Here is a 15,183-nt window from a genome sequence, read left to right as displayed (position 1 = left end):
AACCATCAGGGTTTTGTGTTGTAATAACAGGGTTGTAATAGTCTTAACAAAACCTTAGTTCATTTAATTAGCTTACCGCTGTAACTTGGCCTTGCATGAAAAAAACTTTACTTCTTATAACGGTTTTGTTCAGCTCGCTGCTTACTTTCTCCCAGCAATCGGATTTTATCGTACTTAAAAAGTGGAATAACCGCACCATTAAGACTTTCTACGTTGGTTCTTTCATATCGGCCCAAACTCACCGGGGGTTTAACATCAATGGGTTTATCACCGAGATCAGGAATGATTCTATTTATATCAGGCAGGAAGAACGGCAATTGATGGGTACAGAATTTGGCTCCACGCTGGATACTGTGAAGTTCACCATCGGCATCGATTACCGGGAGATCAGCAAGTTTAATTATACCAAGAATTATAAGTGGGGTGGCAAAAAGGGGTTTGTGCAGGTGGCGCTTCCCAAGATCATGATGCTGGGTGGTGTAGGGTTTATCATCCTGGAAACGGTAAATACCATATACCGCAAGGAGTCTTTCAATGATGACGGTAAACTGGCATCGCTTGGAGTAGCAGCAGGTGTTGCAGTAGCTGGCTATTTGTGGCAACACTGGCAGGACAGGAGCAACAAGGCTGGTGGTAAATATAAGGTTGTATATATGAAGGCGGCTGACATAAAATTTCTACAAAACAAGCAGTAGCCGCTAAAATTCGTGTTGGCTTTCCGACTTCTGTACTTTCGGGTTATCTTGCACCCCAAGCAATTTAACCCGGCATGGCCATCAAAACGAAGGGATTGGGTCTCCGGATTTGGAGAATCCTGAAACGAGTCTTTATTTTCCTCTTCTTTTTCCAACTGTTTTATATCCTTCTGCTCAAGTGGGTGGACCCGCCATTTACACTTACACAACTGGGCAGTCTCCTCAGCGGTAAAGGTCTCAAACGTGATTATGTATCTATCAAAAACATGTCGCCTTATGCGCGCCTTGCCGTTATTTGTTCTGAAGACCAACTGTTTCCGGACCACAATGGTTTCGACTGGAAACAGATCGATAAGGCCATGAAGAATAATGAAAAACGTCCTAACCGTATCAAAGGGGCTTCTACTATTAGTCAGCAGGTAGCCAAAAATGTATTCCTGTGGCAGGGACGTAGCTGGTTCCGGAAGGGGCTGGAGGTTTATTTTACTTTTATGATCGAATTGGTCTGGGGCAAAAAGCGCATCCTGGAAATGTATCTCAACGTGGCAGAAATGGGCAAGGGGGTTTTTGGTATTGAAGCTGCTGCGCAGGCTTATTTTAAAAAACCGGCGCAAAAGCTCACCCGTCAGGAGGCTGCTATGATCGCTGCCAGTCTGCCCAATCCTAAAGAATATACAGTAAAGCCCTTATCAAGGTATGTTGCCTGGAAATATCCGTGGGTGTTGCGTCAAATGAACAACCTGCAGGATGATGATGATATTCAAAAGCTGATTCAATAAATCTTACTATTCCACTTTCATTCTGACCCCGATGCTGTTCATGGAGGGGCTTTTAGGTATGCAGCTACTGATGGCAAACCGGAAGATGTATTTACCGGGCGGCAAATCAACAGGTGCCTGTACGCTGAAAGATTGTCTTGGTAGGCCAATGTTGCGCACTGTTAACCCTGAAGGGAAAAAATGAACTTTTTCACGCTCATCTTCAAAGGCCAATTGTATAGAGGCTGTGTCGTAGGGACTTTGCTGAAAAAAGGGAAAATAGTTGAATGGTGCCTCAATGATGCCTTGTACGACCAGTTGTTTATTTATTAATACAGGTTTTTCTTTGTACCGTATGTTGACCCTGGAAAAAGAGAAGAAAGGCGCGTATACATGGGTGGCCTGATCGCTCAGGCTTTTAAGGGGATCGATCTGTGTTACACTGTCATACACACCTACGGCCAGCACTTTCTTACCGATCATCTCATCTTCAATAGGCCAGAAATTGTAGTTGTTTCTCCGGTATTGAATATTATTCATGGAGAAAGTAGGTGTTTGCGCATAGAACCAGTATTTGGATGCATGCTGATAGGAGCCAATAAACACTACAGGCATGCCTTGTGCGCGATCTTTTATCTCCTTCACCCAGACTTTGTTCTCATGAAATTCGTCTTTTGGAAACCAGCTTGCGCGGGGTATCAGGGGAAACATGTAGATGCGTATCAGTAATACGAAGATCAATGTAATGGGCAGGCTTTTATATAGCCAACTGCGCCAGGATGGCTCCCGGCGTAGGTATTGATGGCTCAATACGATCAGGGCAACAAAAGCGGGCACCGTCCAGTTGGCTTCTATGCGGCCTCTGAGGCTGCTCAGCAGGAAGAATGCGTAAAAGCCTATCAGGGAATACTTCAATGCGCGTTCAATGGCTGCGCCGGGTTTATAATCGAACGCCGCTTTCAACAATAGCCATCCCATCAATGGACCAGCCAATGCCAGCTGACCAACGAGGTATTCGATGGTATAGCGTGTATCATACGAGCTGGCGCTTCGCTCAAACAGGTGAAATTGTATGGAAGGGAATCCGTGGGTGTACTGCCAGTAAAGGTGTGGCGCAAATACCAGCAGGGCTATTGCTGTTACGATATAGGTTTGGTAGCGGGTAAATAATTTAGGATTGGAGGCGAGGGTGCATAATACGATCAACAGACCATGGTACTTGCTATACAGCATGGCTGCCACACTTAGCCCCAGGAGTACCGTTCTTACAATCGTCATGTGTTCCGTGAAGCGCTGGTAGAGCCAGAAGAACAAGGCTACGAAAAACAGCAGCGGAATATCGGGCACTGCAAGAATGCCACCTATTTGTACTACGGCTATTGTGCAGACGATGGCGTAGAAAAGATAGTCGTCTTTTTTGGCCAGTAGCTGTTGTGTAAGAAAGATGGCGGCTGTATTTAGTATTACTATGAAAAAACGAACGCCCAGTTCATTGGGAAAAATAGCGTAGCCGGCTTTGATCAATAATGCTATGACGGGTGGGTGGTCAAAATAACCCCAATCGGGAAACTGGGCGTATATCCAGTAATATGCTTCGTCATCAAATAACTCTGTGTAACCTGCCTGGATAAGGTTTACCAGAAACCAGGCGATGTAGAACAGCAGTCGATGATTTCTCTTGATAAAACTAAGCATACCGGGCAAACGAAAAGCGCAAAGCTATGCTATACATTCAGTGTTTAAGCATTTCGTTAACAGCTTTAACAGCTTTTTGAAATCGTTGTTCGTAGTCGCCTGAGATATTTATCCAGGGTACTGATTGGTTTAACATGATATCTTTATAGATATAATACAGTTCCCGTCTACTTTCCAGGTCGGGGTATTCACGTAATTCATCTTTGATCCAGGGTAGGTCTGTGTCGCATAGTAAATACAGGTCGTAGTTTCTTTGTACGATCTGGTCCAGTATCCACGCATGACATTGTCCAAATACATACTCACACCACACTTTCATCACATAGAGATCTGTGTCGACAAATAGCAGGGGAGGTTCTTTCTTATCTGTTTCTAATGATGAAAGGTATTTTTCTTCCAATGCAACCTGACCTTTGGCAATGGTCAGCAGGTCATCGTACTGATAACTGGTGCCATGTTTCAGCAGGTATTCGCGGGCATATTCCGGCACCCAGGCAGTAGCATAATGCGCGGCCAGTTGTTCGCACAACGTACTTTTTCCAGTCGACTCGGGTCCTATTACTACTACTTTTTTTATCATGGGATACTAAACTTCAAATATACTATGTAATCAGGCTGCGTATGCCTGCTTTGCTTCCCGGGCGCGCCTGTTCCACTCGGCCCATCCAAAGCCTGCCATCATCAAGAGGATAAAATAAAATACACTGGTGGAAACATATCCTTTTACGAAGTACAAAGGAATGGATGCAATGTTGGTTGCTATCCACCAATACCAGCTTTCCACTTTTTTCTTTGCCATGAGCCACATGCCTGTATAGGCTGTTGCTGAAGCCAATGCATCTGCCCAGGGGATGACTTCCTGTGAGAATTCTTTTCTTAGCCAGATGAGGGCGATGAAGATGGTAAGGTAGCATACGCCAAAGAACAGGAAATGCTGTAACCACTCTTTTGGGGTAGAATGGCGTATCACTACAACATGTTGTTTGGCTGCGTCTTTTTTGGTCCAGAGTGTCCAGCCGTAAATGCTCATAACCGTGTAATAAACATTTACACTCGCCTCGCCGGGCAGGTGTGCAATGAGGCTGAGGTAAGTATAAATAATGGTGCTGACCAATCCTACGGGGTATACCAGTATGTGTTCGATCCGGGAAAACCAAACGCTGGCAATGCCGGTGAATACGGCAATGTATTCAAGTGCGGAAGTGTGCAGAATACCGTCTACAAACCGCTGATAAATTTCAGATATGCTCATGTGGTCGATTACAGGCCCTCACAAAGTTTTTTAAGATTACGCAACCCTTCCTCGAACTGCTTATTCAGGGTTTTATTCAGGACGGGGCTCATCAGCCTGGCCATTGGATAAGGAAGATCGCCATTGTTTTGCCAGGTTACTTTTGTTTCTCCGTTGCCCCATTCTTCAAAGAGCCAGTTGTCGCTGGCAATGCTTTTCCAGGGCTTTATGAACTCGAGGTTGAAGTGAACATGTTTTTGATCGATGGCGCGCAACACCAACCTTCCTTCTCCGATCTTTTTTCCGCTCCACCAGTATTCATGGCCAGGGTTTTGGGGTGTGCCTTTGATCTCCATCTTGCTGCCGGGCTCTTTCATTTGCCAGGGATTCCAGCGTGCGTAATAATTGAGATCGGCTACCCGGCTCATTACTTCCTGCACAGGCTTTAATATTACCAATGATTTCTCTATATGGTACCTGGCAGGCATAAAGAGCGCCAGCACCAATAATGCTACGATGATACCGACCACGCCAAAAATAATGTACAATACCAGCATAGGCAGGCTGTTTAGCTGTAATTTACTGCAAGCGGGCAATAAAGCCAAGTTGCTGAAATACAAAACCCCCTTGTTGTGACAAGAGGGTTCGTTTATCATTCATTTATTGTGGTCTTATTCTGCTTCGGCCACTACTTCTTTTACCTCGGGGATCATTCGTTTCATCATGCCTTCGATACCTGCTTTCAAGGTGATCATGGAAGAGGGGCATCCGCTGCAGGAGCCTTGTAACATCAGGTTTACTACGCCATCATCATAGCTTTTGAACTGGATAGCGCCGCCATCCATTTCCACGGCTGGTTTTACGTAGTTTTCCAACAGTTCTTTGATGCGCTTTACCACATCATCGTCATCAGCTGATACCGCATTGCTGCTCTGTGGTACGATAACCGCTACTTCTTCTTCATTGATCACTGCTTTTCCTTCTTCGAGGTATTCTTTGAGGAACTGGCGGATAGTTGGTATTACGTCAGTCCATTCTGTTTCTGTTGTCTTGGTGAGTGTTACAAAGTTGCTGGCGATGAATACTGCCCTGATGAAAGGGAAGCCAAACAATTCTGTAGCGAGGGGGGAGGGCTTAGCGCTTTCTACATCTGGGAAATCAATGCTTTTGCCCGGATATAATAGCTTATTGGCCACAAACTTCATGGTTTCCGGATTGGGAGTCATCTCTGTATAGATACTGATAACCGGACTGCCTGTTTTAATCATAATTCCCAGTATTTTATAGTACAAAAATAACAAACCCCGGCCAGCATTTGTTCTTTTTATTCCGCTGTGTTTTTAATGATCGCAATCATCGGCATGGGCGTGATCGTGAATGCGGCAGGCGCGGTAGTTGATCACATGGGCCGATACGATGAAGAGAACGGCAAAGGGGAGTAGCCAGAATTGATAATCGTGCCATATCTGTTTGGCAATCAATAATATAATGCCAATCGAGAATACAATGGCCGGTGTAAAGCTGTGGTGATGTTTGCGGTAGCCGTGCCAGAGGGAATACATGCCAATCACGAAGGCAATACATATCATCCCGTATTCCAGGGCGACGTTCTCAATGATGTTGATACCAAAAACAGGCAGGCTTGTGAGCAGGAGGGGTAAAACTGCGCAATGGATAGCACAGGCTACAGAAGTAGCGATACCAAGTGCGTCCCAGTTAAACCTGAAATTCATGGCGCGAAGATAGGGAAAACTTTCTTATGCAACCAAGTTGCAAACGAAGTATTAAAATAATTTTGATTGCTCTGTACGGTTATCCTTTCCAAACAGCCCTAAGCTGTGTTTTCCTAAATTTGCAGCCATGCGTAAAAAGATCGTATTTTATATAGGTTTTTTCCTTGTTCTCGTCGTTGGCTTTTATTTTGTACTCACTAAGGTGATACCCGGTTATGGTAAAGTAAAGCTTCCCGTTTTAAGCTATGTCCTTCCTTTTCAATTCGTTAACCAGGATGGCAAGATTATTACCGAAAAGGACCTGGAGGGTAAGGTGTATGTAGCGGAGTATTTTTTTACTACCTGCAAGAGCATCTGCCCCATGATGAATACGAACCTGAAGCCTATTCATGAGGCTTTCAAGGGTGATTCACGGTTCCTGATCGTATCGCACACCTGCGACCCGGAAACGGATAGCAGCGCGCGTCTTAAAGTGTATGCCGATTCTATCAAAGCGGACACGCAGCGTTGGTGGTTCCTGACAGGCCGTAAAGACAGCTTGTACAGTACTGCCCGCACCAGTTATTTGCTCGATGATCCAAAGAACAATCTGCAGAATATCGATGATCAGTTTTTGCATACACAGTTCTTTGCGTTGGTTGATAAAGCTGGTCAGGTAAGAAAGATTTATGATGGCTTGAGTAAAAAGGAACTGGAAGAGCTGAATAAGGATATTAAAGATCTGTTGGAAGAGCCCATCGCTCAAAAACGATTTAGTAATAACCTTTTTGGCAACTGATAATAACCGTAATGATTTAAAAAGTTTAAACATGGAAACGCAGATCGATAATATATTAAAACGTAGTCAACTAAGCGTTACGGGTAGCCGCAAAAAGATCCTGGAGTTGTTTTTAGCGACTAACGGTGGTGCACTTGCGCATGGTGATATTGAAAAAAAGACTGGTGAGAAGTTTGACCGCGTGACTGTGTACCGTACGTTACAAACCTTCCTTGAAAAAGGAATTATACATAGTATTCCTACGGCTGATAATTCTGTGCGGTATGCTATGTGCAAGGAGAATTGTGCTGGTGGCCACCACCATGATAACCACGTACATTTCATTTGCAGCGCCTGCGGAAACACAACTTGCCTGGAAACGGTAATGATCCCTGAAGTAAGGTTACCAGAAGGATTTCAACCTGAGCAATTCCAGATGGTAGTAACGGGTGTATGTAAGAATTGTCAATAAACGAAGATTAATTGATCCTACTCAATTCCCTGTCCTGGGCTGTTTTAGCAAGAAATTTATTGATTGGTTGACCTGTGTTTCTGGTCGGATTCGGGTATAAAAAGAAAGCCCCGATGTAGAAACACCGGGACTTTTGGTTAAGGCTCTGATTAGTAGCTATTTTATGATGTTCAGATGATTGCTCATCTTACTATCGTAGACAAGTATTCCTTACAAAGATAATTGTTACATCGAATAAACCATATACCACTAACTGGGTATTTTTTTACCGCCTATTCATCAACGTTTTATTGCTTCCATTTCCTCCTGCACAAACTTCATTAGCACTTTTATACGCTCGGGTGAGAAGTTGAATTCCAAACCCGCGGCTTTATAAAGTTCGGGTAGGGTTTTGGTTCCGCCCAGACTTAAAGACTGTATATAGTTGTCTAACGCTGCATCCTTATTTTTTCTGAATTGCATCCACAAACCAATGGCTCCCAATTGTGCAATGCCGTATTCGATATAGTACAATGGTACCTCGAACAAGTGTAGTTGCCGTTGCCAGCTATAGGTGCGGTAGTTATCCAGTCCACTGAAATCGATTACATTGGAAGAAAATTCATTTAGTATTTCCATCCAACGAGTTGCGCGTTCTGCTTCTGTATGATTGGGGTGTTCGTATACCCAGTGTTGGAATTTATCGATGGTAGCGATCCATGGGAAGATCGTAATTACACGTTCGAGCTGATGTTCTTTTGCCCGTAACAGGTCATCGGGGTTGTCAAAAAATACGTTCCAGGCATCCATGCTAAACAGCTCCATAGCCATACTGGCTACTTCGGCTATCTCCATCGGGTATTCTTTGAAGGAGCTCAGTTCTAATGGGTGAGCAAGGAATGAATGTACAGCATGTCCGCCTTCGTGTACCATCGTCGTTACGTCGCTCATTTGTCCTGCAGCGTTCATGAAAATGAAAGGTGCGCCAGTTTCGGCGAGTGGGCAATTGTATCCTCCGGGCGCTTTTCCCTTCCGGCTATCCAGATCGAACCGCTTCATCTCATTCATCTTACGCAGGCAATCGGCAAAGAATGGACGCACTTCCTGGAAGCAACGGATGCTTTTTTCCAGTAGTTCATCTCCTGATTTGAAAGGAGTCAATGGCTTGATACCGGCTGGCTGTGCTTCAAGGTCCCACGGCTTTAGTGTATCGAGGCCCAGTTTATCTTTTTTCCTTTTATATATTTCATTCACTAACGGAAGCACATGTTGTTTAACTGCTTCGTGAAACTGGTAACAATCTTCTTTGGTGTAATCGAAACGACCCAGCTCTTTGAATTTATAATCCCGGTAATTATCAAATCCGGCATTTTTTGCTACATGGTGGCGTTTTTCGATCAGCTTTGTATAGAGTTCGTTCAATGCTTCTTTATCCTGTATTCTTCTTTCGTTGACTTTGCGGTAAACGGTTTCACGCAAGGTCCGGTCGGGGCTTTCCAGTAGTTTGGATGCCTGTTGCAGTGTGTACTCCTGGCCATTCACTTCCACCGTCATCTTGCCTGAGATCACACCATATTGTTGTTGCAACACGCTTAATTCAGACTGAAGGGGAATGTTCTCTTCGCGGAAGAGTTCAATATTCTTACGAACGCCGCGCAGGTAGGTGAAATATTTTTGTTTATCCAGCTGTGCTGTGTAGGGAGACTCGACCAGTTTGCGGTTCAGCTTGTCTGCATACAATTGTATTTGTGGTTGCAGGTTTGTAACAAAGAATACGAATGCTTCTTCCAGTGCTTTATTCTCTGTGTCGCAGGTCATTTTTATTTGGCGCCAGCATGCGTCTTCACTTACGACCGCCTCCAGTTCGCTCATATCCAGCAGCCATTTTTCCAACTCTTCGTTATTTCCTATGGGCCTTTCCTGCAAGTCTTTGAAATAGGGTTCGAGGGTATTCCAATCTGTCACTATAAAGTCGGCGGGCAAAAACTGCCTGGGTAGTTTCTTAATATCTGCGCTGTAATTCATAGATCATTGTTTAAATACTAAAGCTACAACCCCGGGTGCAAAACAAGCACCGGCAGTTGTAGCTTTTGTGGTAAATAGTTAAAAAGTCTATTTCTTGGTAGATTTTTTAGGGGCGGCTTTCTTTTTGGCCGGTTCTTCGCCCGCTTCTTCTTTTTTGGCCTTAGGCGCAGCTTTCTTTTTTGGCTTTTCTGCCGGTTCTGCTGCTTCTTCAGCTGGTTTTTCCTTTTTGGCGGCTGCCTTGGTGGCGGCTTTCTTGGCAGGGGCCTTTACGGGCTCTTCTGCTGCCGGCTCTTCCACAGGTGCTGCTACTTCTTCGGTAGGTTCCTCACCAGCTTCGCGGAGCTTGATTTCCACGTCGTTAGCCTGAAGAACACCCAGCCATTTCACCATTTTCTTCATATCGCTGGCATATACGCGCTCGAAATCCAGATCGGGATAAGCTTTCTCGAAGTATTTCTTCAAAGCGCCATTGTCTTTGCCATCGGGGAGCTTTTCTCCGCTGTTCTGCATGGCCTGGAAGATCTCTGCCAGGTTCACGTTGTCACGCACGGTATATATCTCAATACTTTCCAAATGGGAGAAGTTATGTACCCGGCTGGATACAAACCGGGTAGTCTTATCGTCCAGTGAACGAACGATAGCGCCATCGCTTTTGCTGCTTACTAACTCATACAATCCGGGTAATCCTGTTACCGCTATGATTTTTCCATATTCCATATCGGGCTGAAATTTTAAAGGATATGCAAGATAAACGGATTTCGGCAAACCCTGTTCCAAAAATTGGGTATCCTCGTATTTAGGGGCCTTTTTAGGATTTATGGCTCCGGATTTGCATATTTCCGGCAGGAAGGCCGGGTTGTTAACCGCCGGTTAAATTAATGGGTCAGCAGCGCAGGTTTTTGCCGTCTTTGCCTTCCAATTAATACAGTCAATATTTAAAACACATAAACAATTATTGCAATGAAAAAAGCAATCTTCTTGTTGATAGCTGTAGCCTTCGCCGGTATCTATACTGCCAATGCTCAAGGCGGTGGTGGCGGCAATTTTCAACGTCGTACTCCTGAAGAACAACTGAAAGCGGTAAAAGAAAAGCTGGGTGATCTTAAACTTACGCCCGATCAGACAACTAAGTCTGACAGTGCTTTTATGAAGTATTTCAGAACCCGTGACAAGGTATTTGAAGAAATGCGTGCTGGTGGCGGTCAGATCGATCGTGATGCAATGCGTGAAAAGAATCAAAAGCTCACTACCGACAGGGATGATGAGCTGAAGAAGATCTTCGACGAAGCGCAATTCAAAAAATGGAAAGACGAAATTGAGCCTTCTCTGCGCCCTCAACGTGGTGGTGGCGGCGGAGGTGGTAATCGTAACTAATTGTTACGATGCCCCGATGATATTATGCCCCGGTCAATAGGCCGGGGTTTTTGTTTTATTGACCCATCCACTGTTTGAAGGCTGTTACATTTTCCTGGCTGATCACGATCTCTTCCTGCAGCGCAGGTTCTACCTCGAGCAGCAACTTGCTTTTGGGATATGTTTTGATGCGTTTGATAGCGCTCATGTTGAGCAGGTATTTACGGTTCACCCGGTAAAAAAGAGATGCATCAAGTTGTGTTTCTATATCGCTCAGCGATTGATCGAGGATAAACTTTTGCCCCTTATTGTCGACCATACAAACCAGCTTGTGGGTGGCATAGAAATAGGCAATGTCTTCTGTTTTGATACTGATATAATCTGCACCGCGCTTTACAAGGAAGCGTTTTTTGTAACCGTTCTCAGCGGACTTCTGTTGCCAGTTGACCAGGTTTTGATAGCTGGCCGCAAAATGCTGTTTCAGTTTTTCATACTTCTTGAGTGCTGCTTCCAGCTTGACCTGTTTGATGGGTTTTAGTAAATAATCAATGCTGTTGTGTTCAAAGGCTTCCTGCCAGTATTCATCGTAGGCTGTGGTAAAGATCACCGGGCAGCTGATCGTGGTTTTTTCGAATATCTTAAATGAGAGCCCATCACTCAGCTCAATATCCATAAAGATCACGGCGGGTGCAGGATGTGCCGACAGCCAGTCTGTTGCCTGTTGAATGCTTCCCAATACATTCAGCACTTGTATAGCGGGATCGCAGGCCTGCAGGGCTTTCCGTAGTTTTTCGGCGGCTGGTTTTTCATCTTCAATGATCAGTACATCCATATCAATCTATTTTTAGAACAGGTAAAGAAACAGTAAACTCATATTCTGTGGCATCTACTGTAATCTCTTTACCGGTAGTAAGTTTATAACGTTCGTCGAGGTTGTTCAACCCGATCCGGGAAGAGGGCTTGCGTAACGCTTTTTTATGTACGCGGTTATGAACAATTAATACCTCCTGCTGCAGCTTGATGTTCACCACCAATGGAGAAGCATCTGAAAATTCATTGTGCTTGATCGCATTTTCCACCAATACCTGTAAAGAGATAGGCGGGATCAGGAATTGATCCATGTCACTATCTGCAATGGCCGTGTTCAAGTGAACAGCTTTTTCAAAGCGGATCACCAATAGTGAAAAATAGTCGTTGAGGAATTGGATCTCTTCCCGCAACAATACCAATTCGCGGCGTTTGTTCTGGAGGATGTACCGGTATACATCTGCCAGGTTATCGTTGAATTGTTTGGCCCTTTGGGGTTTCTCCTCGATCAGGTGAGACAGGGTATTTAACGAATTAAAGATAAAGTGAGGATCGATCTGGTTTTTGAGGGCTTCCAGTTCTGCTTCCACTTTTGCCCTCGCCAGCTGTGCATTCTTGAGCATTTCATTTTCAGATTCTTTTACCAGGAAGAATGTCTCATATACGTGCACAATGAATACTACGCAGATCATAATGATCAGGGTAGATTCTGTGATCACATTCCAGTTAATGATGCCGGCTTTGAATATCTGGTACCACCCCATTAATAATAATATACTGATCGGGATGGTATAAAAGGACACTGAAAAGATCAGGACGACCAGTTTACGTATCGGTTTATTGAACCAGTTGAAGTAGCTGCGTAGGGTAAACAACAGGTAGCGATTGCCTTCCCAGATCAGGAAGGCCAGGCCAATGGTGTAGGCATAGCTGAGTTTGATCTGCCAGTTGGAAAAGGTGTTATGGTCTACCATACCTGTGATAAGAGGAATGGCAATACCGAAAAAGGGTATTAGTATCAGCCGGAAGCCGATATCATTTACCTGGTTGGCAACCGGAACTTTCGTCGCCGCAGTGTTTGGTTTCGTCACCCCATTTTCCATGCCGGTTCGCTTTTCGTTGGGATGGAAAAATTAGTGAAATAGATTCGATAAATAACGATCATTTTAAAAACCCTTAAAGCATAACAAATGGATATGAACTCTATCAACTGGCTGGCCATTCTGGTGGCCGGAATTTCCGCCTTTGTATTGGGCGGGGTATGGTATTCTCCCGCCTTGTTTGGCAAGGCCTGGATGAAGGAAAATAACATGACGATGGAAGATGTGCAGAAGGGCAATAAGGCGAAGATATTCGGCTGGGCCTTTGTGCTTTCGCTGGTTATGGCCGCCAATCTTGGAATGTTCCTTGCCGATCCTAAAGAGCCTTGTCCCGGAGCTCCTGTTGCCAACATTTCCTGGGGCGCCACTGCTGGTTTCCTGGCTGGCATCTGGGTGTTTTGCAGCATCGCTATTGTGGCATTGTTTGAACACAAAACAGCGCGTTACATTTTTATCAATGGGGGATATTGCATTTTGGCGTTGGTGCTCATGGGGGCGATCATTGGTGCGTGGAGATAGTATTTATAGCCATAAAGAACGATTCAGTAAAAGAAACAGCCCGCTCAATAAGCGGGCTGTTTTATTGTTTCAGGTTCTATCAACTATTTCTTCGTATACACGATCTCCATGGCTTTGTATTCACTTCCGCCTGCTGGAGTATTGTACATTTCCATTTTCTGGGTTTTATCATCGACGAAGGTCATGATCTCGCGCATCTTGCACTCTTTTCCGGTTGTTGGATCGAGCATGCTGCCGGTAAAAGTTATGCTCTTCGATGCTTCATCCCAGGGACCTTCTAAATTCATAATCCCTGTGCCCATATTGTCAACCCAGGTGCTTACGAATACTTTTTTGGAGTTGTCATAACCAACAATGCTTTGTCCCTCGAATGGCATACCACTGAATGATCCGGTAAACTTGGCTTCCTGGTAGCGGCCACCCATGATCATACGGTTGATAGCAGTGCCTTTACTTTCTGTAGGCGGAGCGCCGGGCGCCATCCATGAAGTTATTTTGGCATCCCACTTTCCGTCCTGTGATTTCAACATCTCATGCGGCTTGCCGGGTGTCATGTAGGCTTCCCAGGCTTTCATCATGGCTGCAGAATCCATGGGTGGTGCGGCAGCTTCCGCAGTAGTAGTTGAGCTATCGGATTTGGTAGTACTGGAATCACTTTTGGGTGCGCTATCTGTCGTTGCTGCATCATTACAGGCCACGATGGCGAGCGCAAGCGTTGAGTAAAAAATAACGGTTAGCCGTTTCATAATAAATGTGTTTTAAGAAAGGTAATCAAATTACCTGCCTGCCCCACATTCTACCCCTATTAAAACGACGATCCCGGAAATTTTCAGGATGAAAAAAGTCGCGTTTAAGACGCGACATTACATAAGCGACATGCTAATGGCTGACCACTAATCTGGAAACTGTGTTTTGTCGATGTTCGGAATGATCCGCAAGGCATTTTTGTAGTACACTTTTTTCAGGATAGCATCCGGCAATCCCATTCCATACATGGCCCAAAATGCATGGTATTTTTTGTGGTAGGGGAAGTATTCGTCTTCAGTTTCCAGTACACGAAAATAAGTGGCATATTCTTCGGGCACCCAGCTATCTTTTCCAAACAGTATTCTGTCCTGGTATTGCTCAAAAAATTTGCGGGCAGCTTTGGGTTGGCGGCCCAGTTCGGCAATTACGGCGCCAAACTCAACTACTACGTTGGGCATTTCATTGAGCAGTGAGCCCAGCTTTGCCAGGTCGTTGGGATACCAGCCAAAGTGTGCAGCAATGAAAGTTGTTTTTGAATGCTTTTTAAACATACGGTGCTGTTCTTCAATGAGCGTTTCCCAGGAAGCAGGGTCTGTGTTGCTGCGCTTCCGGCCCGGATGGGTGGCGAGCTCCAGCCAGCGTTCATTCTTATCATCCTGTGCATCCCAAAAAGGTTTGGGATCAGCTGTGTGGATCAGTACCGGTATTTTCAATTGGCCGCATTTAGCCCAGATGGCATCCAGCCGTGGATCGTCTACTGTTACACGACTGCCTTTGTTGTCTTTTACAGAAAAGCCGAGGTTCTTGAATATCTTCAGGCCATTGGCTCCTGCCTTTACATCGTCTTCCAATTGCTTCACTGCTTTCTCGGTCCAGCCAGTTTCTCCGATGCCGGAGAAGTTGATGTTGGCAAATACGATAAAGCGCTTGGGCGAAGTGGAACGAACGGAACTGGTCATATCCTGCAGGCGATCTCCGTTGCCGCCACTCAGGTTCACCATCACTTTCATGTTGAGCTTATCCATGTCCTGCAGCAGGCGGTTGATATCGTTTGGCCGCAGGCTGTTTTGGTGGTTGTGTACATCTATAAATGGATACTTGGCTTTTTTCAGTGGATGTTCCGGCACTACCAGTGTGGAAATGGGGCTGTATTGTTCGAAGTCCATTCCCCGGCCCGATTGGGCGCGGACAATAGCTGTCATTACCAGTAACGAAAGGATCAGGGATAATTTCTGCATGTACAAGGTTTTGAGTAGGGCAAGCTATGGGAACAATTATAAACCGGGAAACCAGTCATCAAACTTTTACAAAT

At 45.0% G+C, this 15,183-nt stretch carries 18 protein-coding genes; 6 read left to right on the top strand and 12 right to left on the bottom strand.

The features are described from left to right. Positions 1 to 95: 95 nt before the first annotated feature. Both AC5JBY_RS04455 and mtgA read left to right on the top strand, forming a co-directional pair. Positions 96 to 695: a hypothetical protein gene (locus AC5JBY_RS04455; protein WP_495903353.1), complete on the top strand. Its 600-nt coding sequence runs from the start codon at positions 96 to 98 to the stop codon at positions 693 to 695. A 74-nt stretch (positions 696 to 769) separates the two neighbouring features. Further along, positions 770 to 1,474, top strand: a complete 705-nt coding sequence (mtgA, locus tag AC5JBY_RS04450; RefSeq protein ID WP_495903352.1) for a monofunctional biosynthetic peptidoglycan transglycosylase — start codon at positions 770 to 772, stop codon at positions 1,472 to 1,474. A 6-nt stretch (positions 1,475 to 1,480) separates the two neighbouring features. Here mtgA and AC5JBY_RS04445 read toward each other — a convergent pair whose 3' ends face one another. The 6 genes from AC5JBY_RS04445 to AC5JBY_RS04420 all read right to left on the bottom strand — a co-directional run bounded on the left by AC5JBY_RS04445 (position 1,481) and on the right by AC5JBY_RS04420 (position 6,112). Further along, positions 1,481 to 3,148, bottom strand: a complete 1,668-nt coding sequence (locus AC5JBY_RS04445) for an ArnT family glycosyltransferase (RefSeq protein WP_495903351.1) — start codon at positions 3,146 to 3,148, stop codon at positions 1,481 to 1,483. Positions 3,149 to 3,185: 37 nt separating this feature from the next. Continuing rightward, complete coding sequence (locus tag AC5JBY_RS04440) at positions 3,186 to 3,728, bottom strand: AAA family ATPase (protein WP_495903350.1); 543 nt, start codon at positions 3,726 to 3,728, stop codon at positions 3,186 to 3,188. Positions 3,729 to 3,758: 30 nt separating this feature from the next. After that, positions 3,759 to 4,400: a nicotinamide riboside transporter PnuC gene (gene pnuC, locus AC5JBY_RS04435; RefSeq protein ID WP_495903349.1), complete on the bottom strand. Its 642-nt coding sequence runs from the start codon at positions 4,398 to 4,400 to the stop codon at positions 3,759 to 3,761. Between the two features lie 8 nt (positions 4,401 to 4,408). Continuing rightward, entirely contained in the window at positions 4,409 to 4,936 is a 528-nt protein-coding gene (locus AC5JBY_RS04430) for an SRPBCC family protein (RefSeq protein ID WP_495903348.1), read from the bottom strand. A 114-nt stretch (positions 4,937 to 5,050) separates the two neighbouring features. Beyond that, on the bottom strand, positions 5,051 to 5,647 hold the full coding sequence (locus AC5JBY_RS04425) for a NifU family protein (RefSeq protein WP_119052538.1): 597 nt from the start codon (positions 5,645 to 5,647) through the stop codon (positions 5,051 to 5,053). A 72-nt stretch (positions 5,648 to 5,719) separates the two neighbouring features. Beyond that, the gene (locus AC5JBY_RS04420; protein ID WP_495903347.1) at positions 5,720 to 6,112 is read right to left on the bottom strand and encodes a MerC domain-containing protein; all 393 of its coding nucleotides are present in this window, start codon (positions 6,110 to 6,112) and stop codon (positions 5,720 to 5,722) included. Between the two features lie 127 nt (positions 6,113 to 6,239). On the opposite strand from AC5JBY_RS04420, the gene AC5JBY_RS04415 reads away from it, so the two are divergent. Then, complete coding sequence (locus AC5JBY_RS04415) at positions 6,240 to 6,890, top strand: SCO family protein (RefSeq protein ID WP_495903346.1); 651 nt, start codon at positions 6,240 to 6,242, stop codon at positions 6,888 to 6,890. A 31-nt stretch (positions 6,891 to 6,921) separates the two neighbouring features. Further along, positions 6,922 to 7,341 carry a Fur family transcriptional regulator gene (locus AC5JBY_RS04410; RefSeq protein ID WP_495903345.1) on the top strand — a complete coding sequence of 140 codons (420 nt, stop codon included), beginning with the start codon at positions 6,922 to 6,924 and terminating at the stop codon, positions 7,339 to 7,341. Between the two features lie 279 nt (positions 7,342 to 7,620). Here AC5JBY_RS04410 and AC5JBY_RS04405 read toward each other — a convergent pair whose 3' ends face one another. Next, complete coding sequence (locus AC5JBY_RS04405) at positions 7,621 to 9,345, bottom strand: M3 family oligoendopeptidase (RefSeq protein ID WP_495903344.1); 1,725 nt, start codon at positions 9,343 to 9,345, stop codon at positions 7,621 to 7,623. Between the two features lie 87 nt (positions 9,346 to 9,432). Continuing rightward, complete coding sequence (locus tag AC5JBY_RS04400) at positions 9,433 to 10,062, bottom strand: DUF5606 family protein (protein WP_495903343.1); 630 nt, start codon at positions 10,060 to 10,062, stop codon at positions 9,433 to 9,435. Positions 10,063 to 10,305: 243 nt separating this feature from the next. Here AC5JBY_RS04400 and AC5JBY_RS04395 point away from each other — a divergent pair, with 243 nt between their 5' ends. Further along, a complete protein-coding gene (locus AC5JBY_RS04395) occupies positions 10,306 to 10,719 on the top strand; it encodes a hypothetical protein (protein WP_495903342.1) in 414 nt (137 codons plus the stop codon). 55 nt (positions 10,720 to 10,774) lie between these two features. Here the strand turns inward: AC5JBY_RS04395 and AC5JBY_RS04390 are convergent, their stop codons facing one another. Together AC5JBY_RS04390 and AC5JBY_RS04385 are read right to left on the bottom strand one after the other, a co-directional pair. Further along, on the bottom strand, positions 10,775 to 11,530 hold the full coding sequence (locus AC5JBY_RS04390; RefSeq protein ID WP_495903341.1) for a LytR/AlgR family response regulator transcription factor: 756 nt from the start codon (positions 11,528 to 11,530) through the stop codon (positions 10,775 to 10,777). A 1-nt stretch (position 11,531) separates the two neighbouring features. Next, positions 11,532 to 12,608: a sensor histidine kinase gene (locus AC5JBY_RS04385; RefSeq protein ID WP_495903340.1), complete on the bottom strand. Its 1,077-nt coding sequence runs from the start codon at positions 12,606 to 12,608 to the stop codon at positions 11,532 to 11,534. 93 nt (positions 12,609 to 12,701) lie between these two features. On the opposite strand from AC5JBY_RS04385, the gene AC5JBY_RS04380 reads away from it, so the two are divergent. Then, on the top strand, positions 12,702 to 13,124 hold the full coding sequence (locus AC5JBY_RS04380; RefSeq protein WP_495903339.1) for a DUF1761 domain-containing protein: 423 nt from the start codon (positions 12,702 to 12,704) through the stop codon (positions 13,122 to 13,124). Positions 13,125 to 13,207: 83 nt separating this feature from the next. On the opposite strand, the gene AC5JBY_RS04375 is transcribed toward AC5JBY_RS04380, so the two are convergent. Together AC5JBY_RS04375 and AC5JBY_RS04370 are read right to left on the bottom strand one after the other, a co-directional pair. Continuing rightward, the gene (locus AC5JBY_RS04375; protein ID WP_495903338.1) at positions 13,208 to 13,870 is read right to left on the bottom strand and encodes a DUF1579 domain-containing protein; all 663 of its coding nucleotides are present in this window, start codon (positions 13,868 to 13,870) and stop codon (positions 13,208 to 13,210) included. A gap of 147 nt (positions 13,871 to 14,017) precedes the next feature. Continuing rightward, entirely contained in the window at positions 14,018 to 15,109 is a 1,092-nt protein-coding gene (locus tag AC5JBY_RS04370; protein ID WP_495903337.1) for an amidohydrolase family protein, read from the bottom strand. Between the last annotated feature and the right edge of the window lie 74 nt (positions 15,110 to 15,183).

It is taken from the genome of Paraflavitalea sp., from assembly GCF_059502485.1.
This window is presented reverse-complemented; position numbering and strand designations above follow the sequence as displayed.

Excerpts from the sequence above, each read along its gene's own strand:
- AC5JBY_RS04455 (WP_495903353.1), top strand. The coding sequence starts at position 96 with ATGAAAAAAACTTTACTTCTTATAACGGTTTTGTTCAGCTCGCTGCTT.
- mtgA (WP_495903352.1), top strand. The coding sequence starts at position 770 with ATGGCCATCAAAACGAAGGGATTGGGTCTCCGGATTTGGAGAATCCTG.
- AC5JBY_RS04445 (WP_495903351.1), bottom strand. The coding sequence starts at position 3,148 with ATGCTTAGTTTTATCAAGAGAAATCATCGACTGCTGTTCTACATCGCC.
- AC5JBY_RS04440 (WP_495903350.1), bottom strand. The coding sequence starts at position 3,728 with ATGATAAAAAAAGTAGTAGTAATAGGACCCGAGTCGACTGGAAAAAGT.
- pnuC (WP_495903349.1), bottom strand. The coding sequence starts at position 4,400 with ATGAGCATATCTGAAATTTATCAGCGGTTTGTAGACGGTATTCTGCAC.
- AC5JBY_RS04430 (WP_495903348.1), bottom strand. The coding sequence starts at position 4,936 with ATGCTGGTATTGTACATTATTTTTGGCGTGGTCGGTATCATCGTAGCA.
- AC5JBY_RS04425 (WP_119052538.1), bottom strand. The coding sequence starts at position 5,647 with ATGATTAAAACAGGCAGTCCGGTTATCAGTATCTATACAGAGATGACT.
- AC5JBY_RS04420 (WP_495903347.1), bottom strand. The coding sequence starts at position 6,112 with ATGAATTTCAGGTTTAACTGGGACGCACTTGGTATCGCTACTTCTGTA.
- AC5JBY_RS04415 (WP_495903346.1), top strand. The coding sequence starts at position 6,240 with ATGCGTAAAAAGATCGTATTTTATATAGGTTTTTTCCTTGTTCTCGTC.
- AC5JBY_RS04410 (WP_495903345.1), top strand. The coding sequence starts at position 6,922 with ATGGAAACGCAGATCGATAATATATTAAAACGTAGTCAACTAAGCGTT.
- AC5JBY_RS04405 (WP_495903344.1), bottom strand. The coding sequence starts at position 9,345 with ATGAATTACAGCGCAGATATTAAGAAACTACCCAGGCAGTTTTTGCCC.
- AC5JBY_RS04400 (WP_495903343.1), bottom strand. The coding sequence starts at position 10,062 with ATGGAATATGGAAAAATCATAGCGGTAACAGGATTACCCGGATTGTAT.
- AC5JBY_RS04395 (WP_495903342.1), top strand. The coding sequence starts at position 10,306 with ATGAAAAAAGCAATCTTCTTGTTGATAGCTGTAGCCTTCGCCGGTATC.
- AC5JBY_RS04390 (WP_495903341.1), bottom strand. The coding sequence starts at position 11,530 with ATGGATGTACTGATCATTGAAGATGAAAAACCAGCCGCCGAAAAACTA.
- AC5JBY_RS04385 (WP_495903340.1), bottom strand. The coding sequence starts at position 12,608 with ATGGAAAATGGGGTGACGAAACCAAACACTGCGGCGACGAAAGTTCCG.
- AC5JBY_RS04380 (WP_495903339.1), top strand. The coding sequence starts at position 12,702 with ATGAACTCTATCAACTGGCTGGCCATTCTGGTGGCCGGAATTTCCGCC.
- AC5JBY_RS04375 (WP_495903338.1), bottom strand. The coding sequence starts at position 13,870 with ATGAAACGGCTAACCGTTATTTTTTACTCAACGCTTGCGCTCGCCATC.
- AC5JBY_RS04370 (WP_495903337.1), bottom strand. The coding sequence starts at position 15,109 with ATGCAGAAATTATCCCTGATCCTTTCGTTACTGGTAATGACAGCTATT.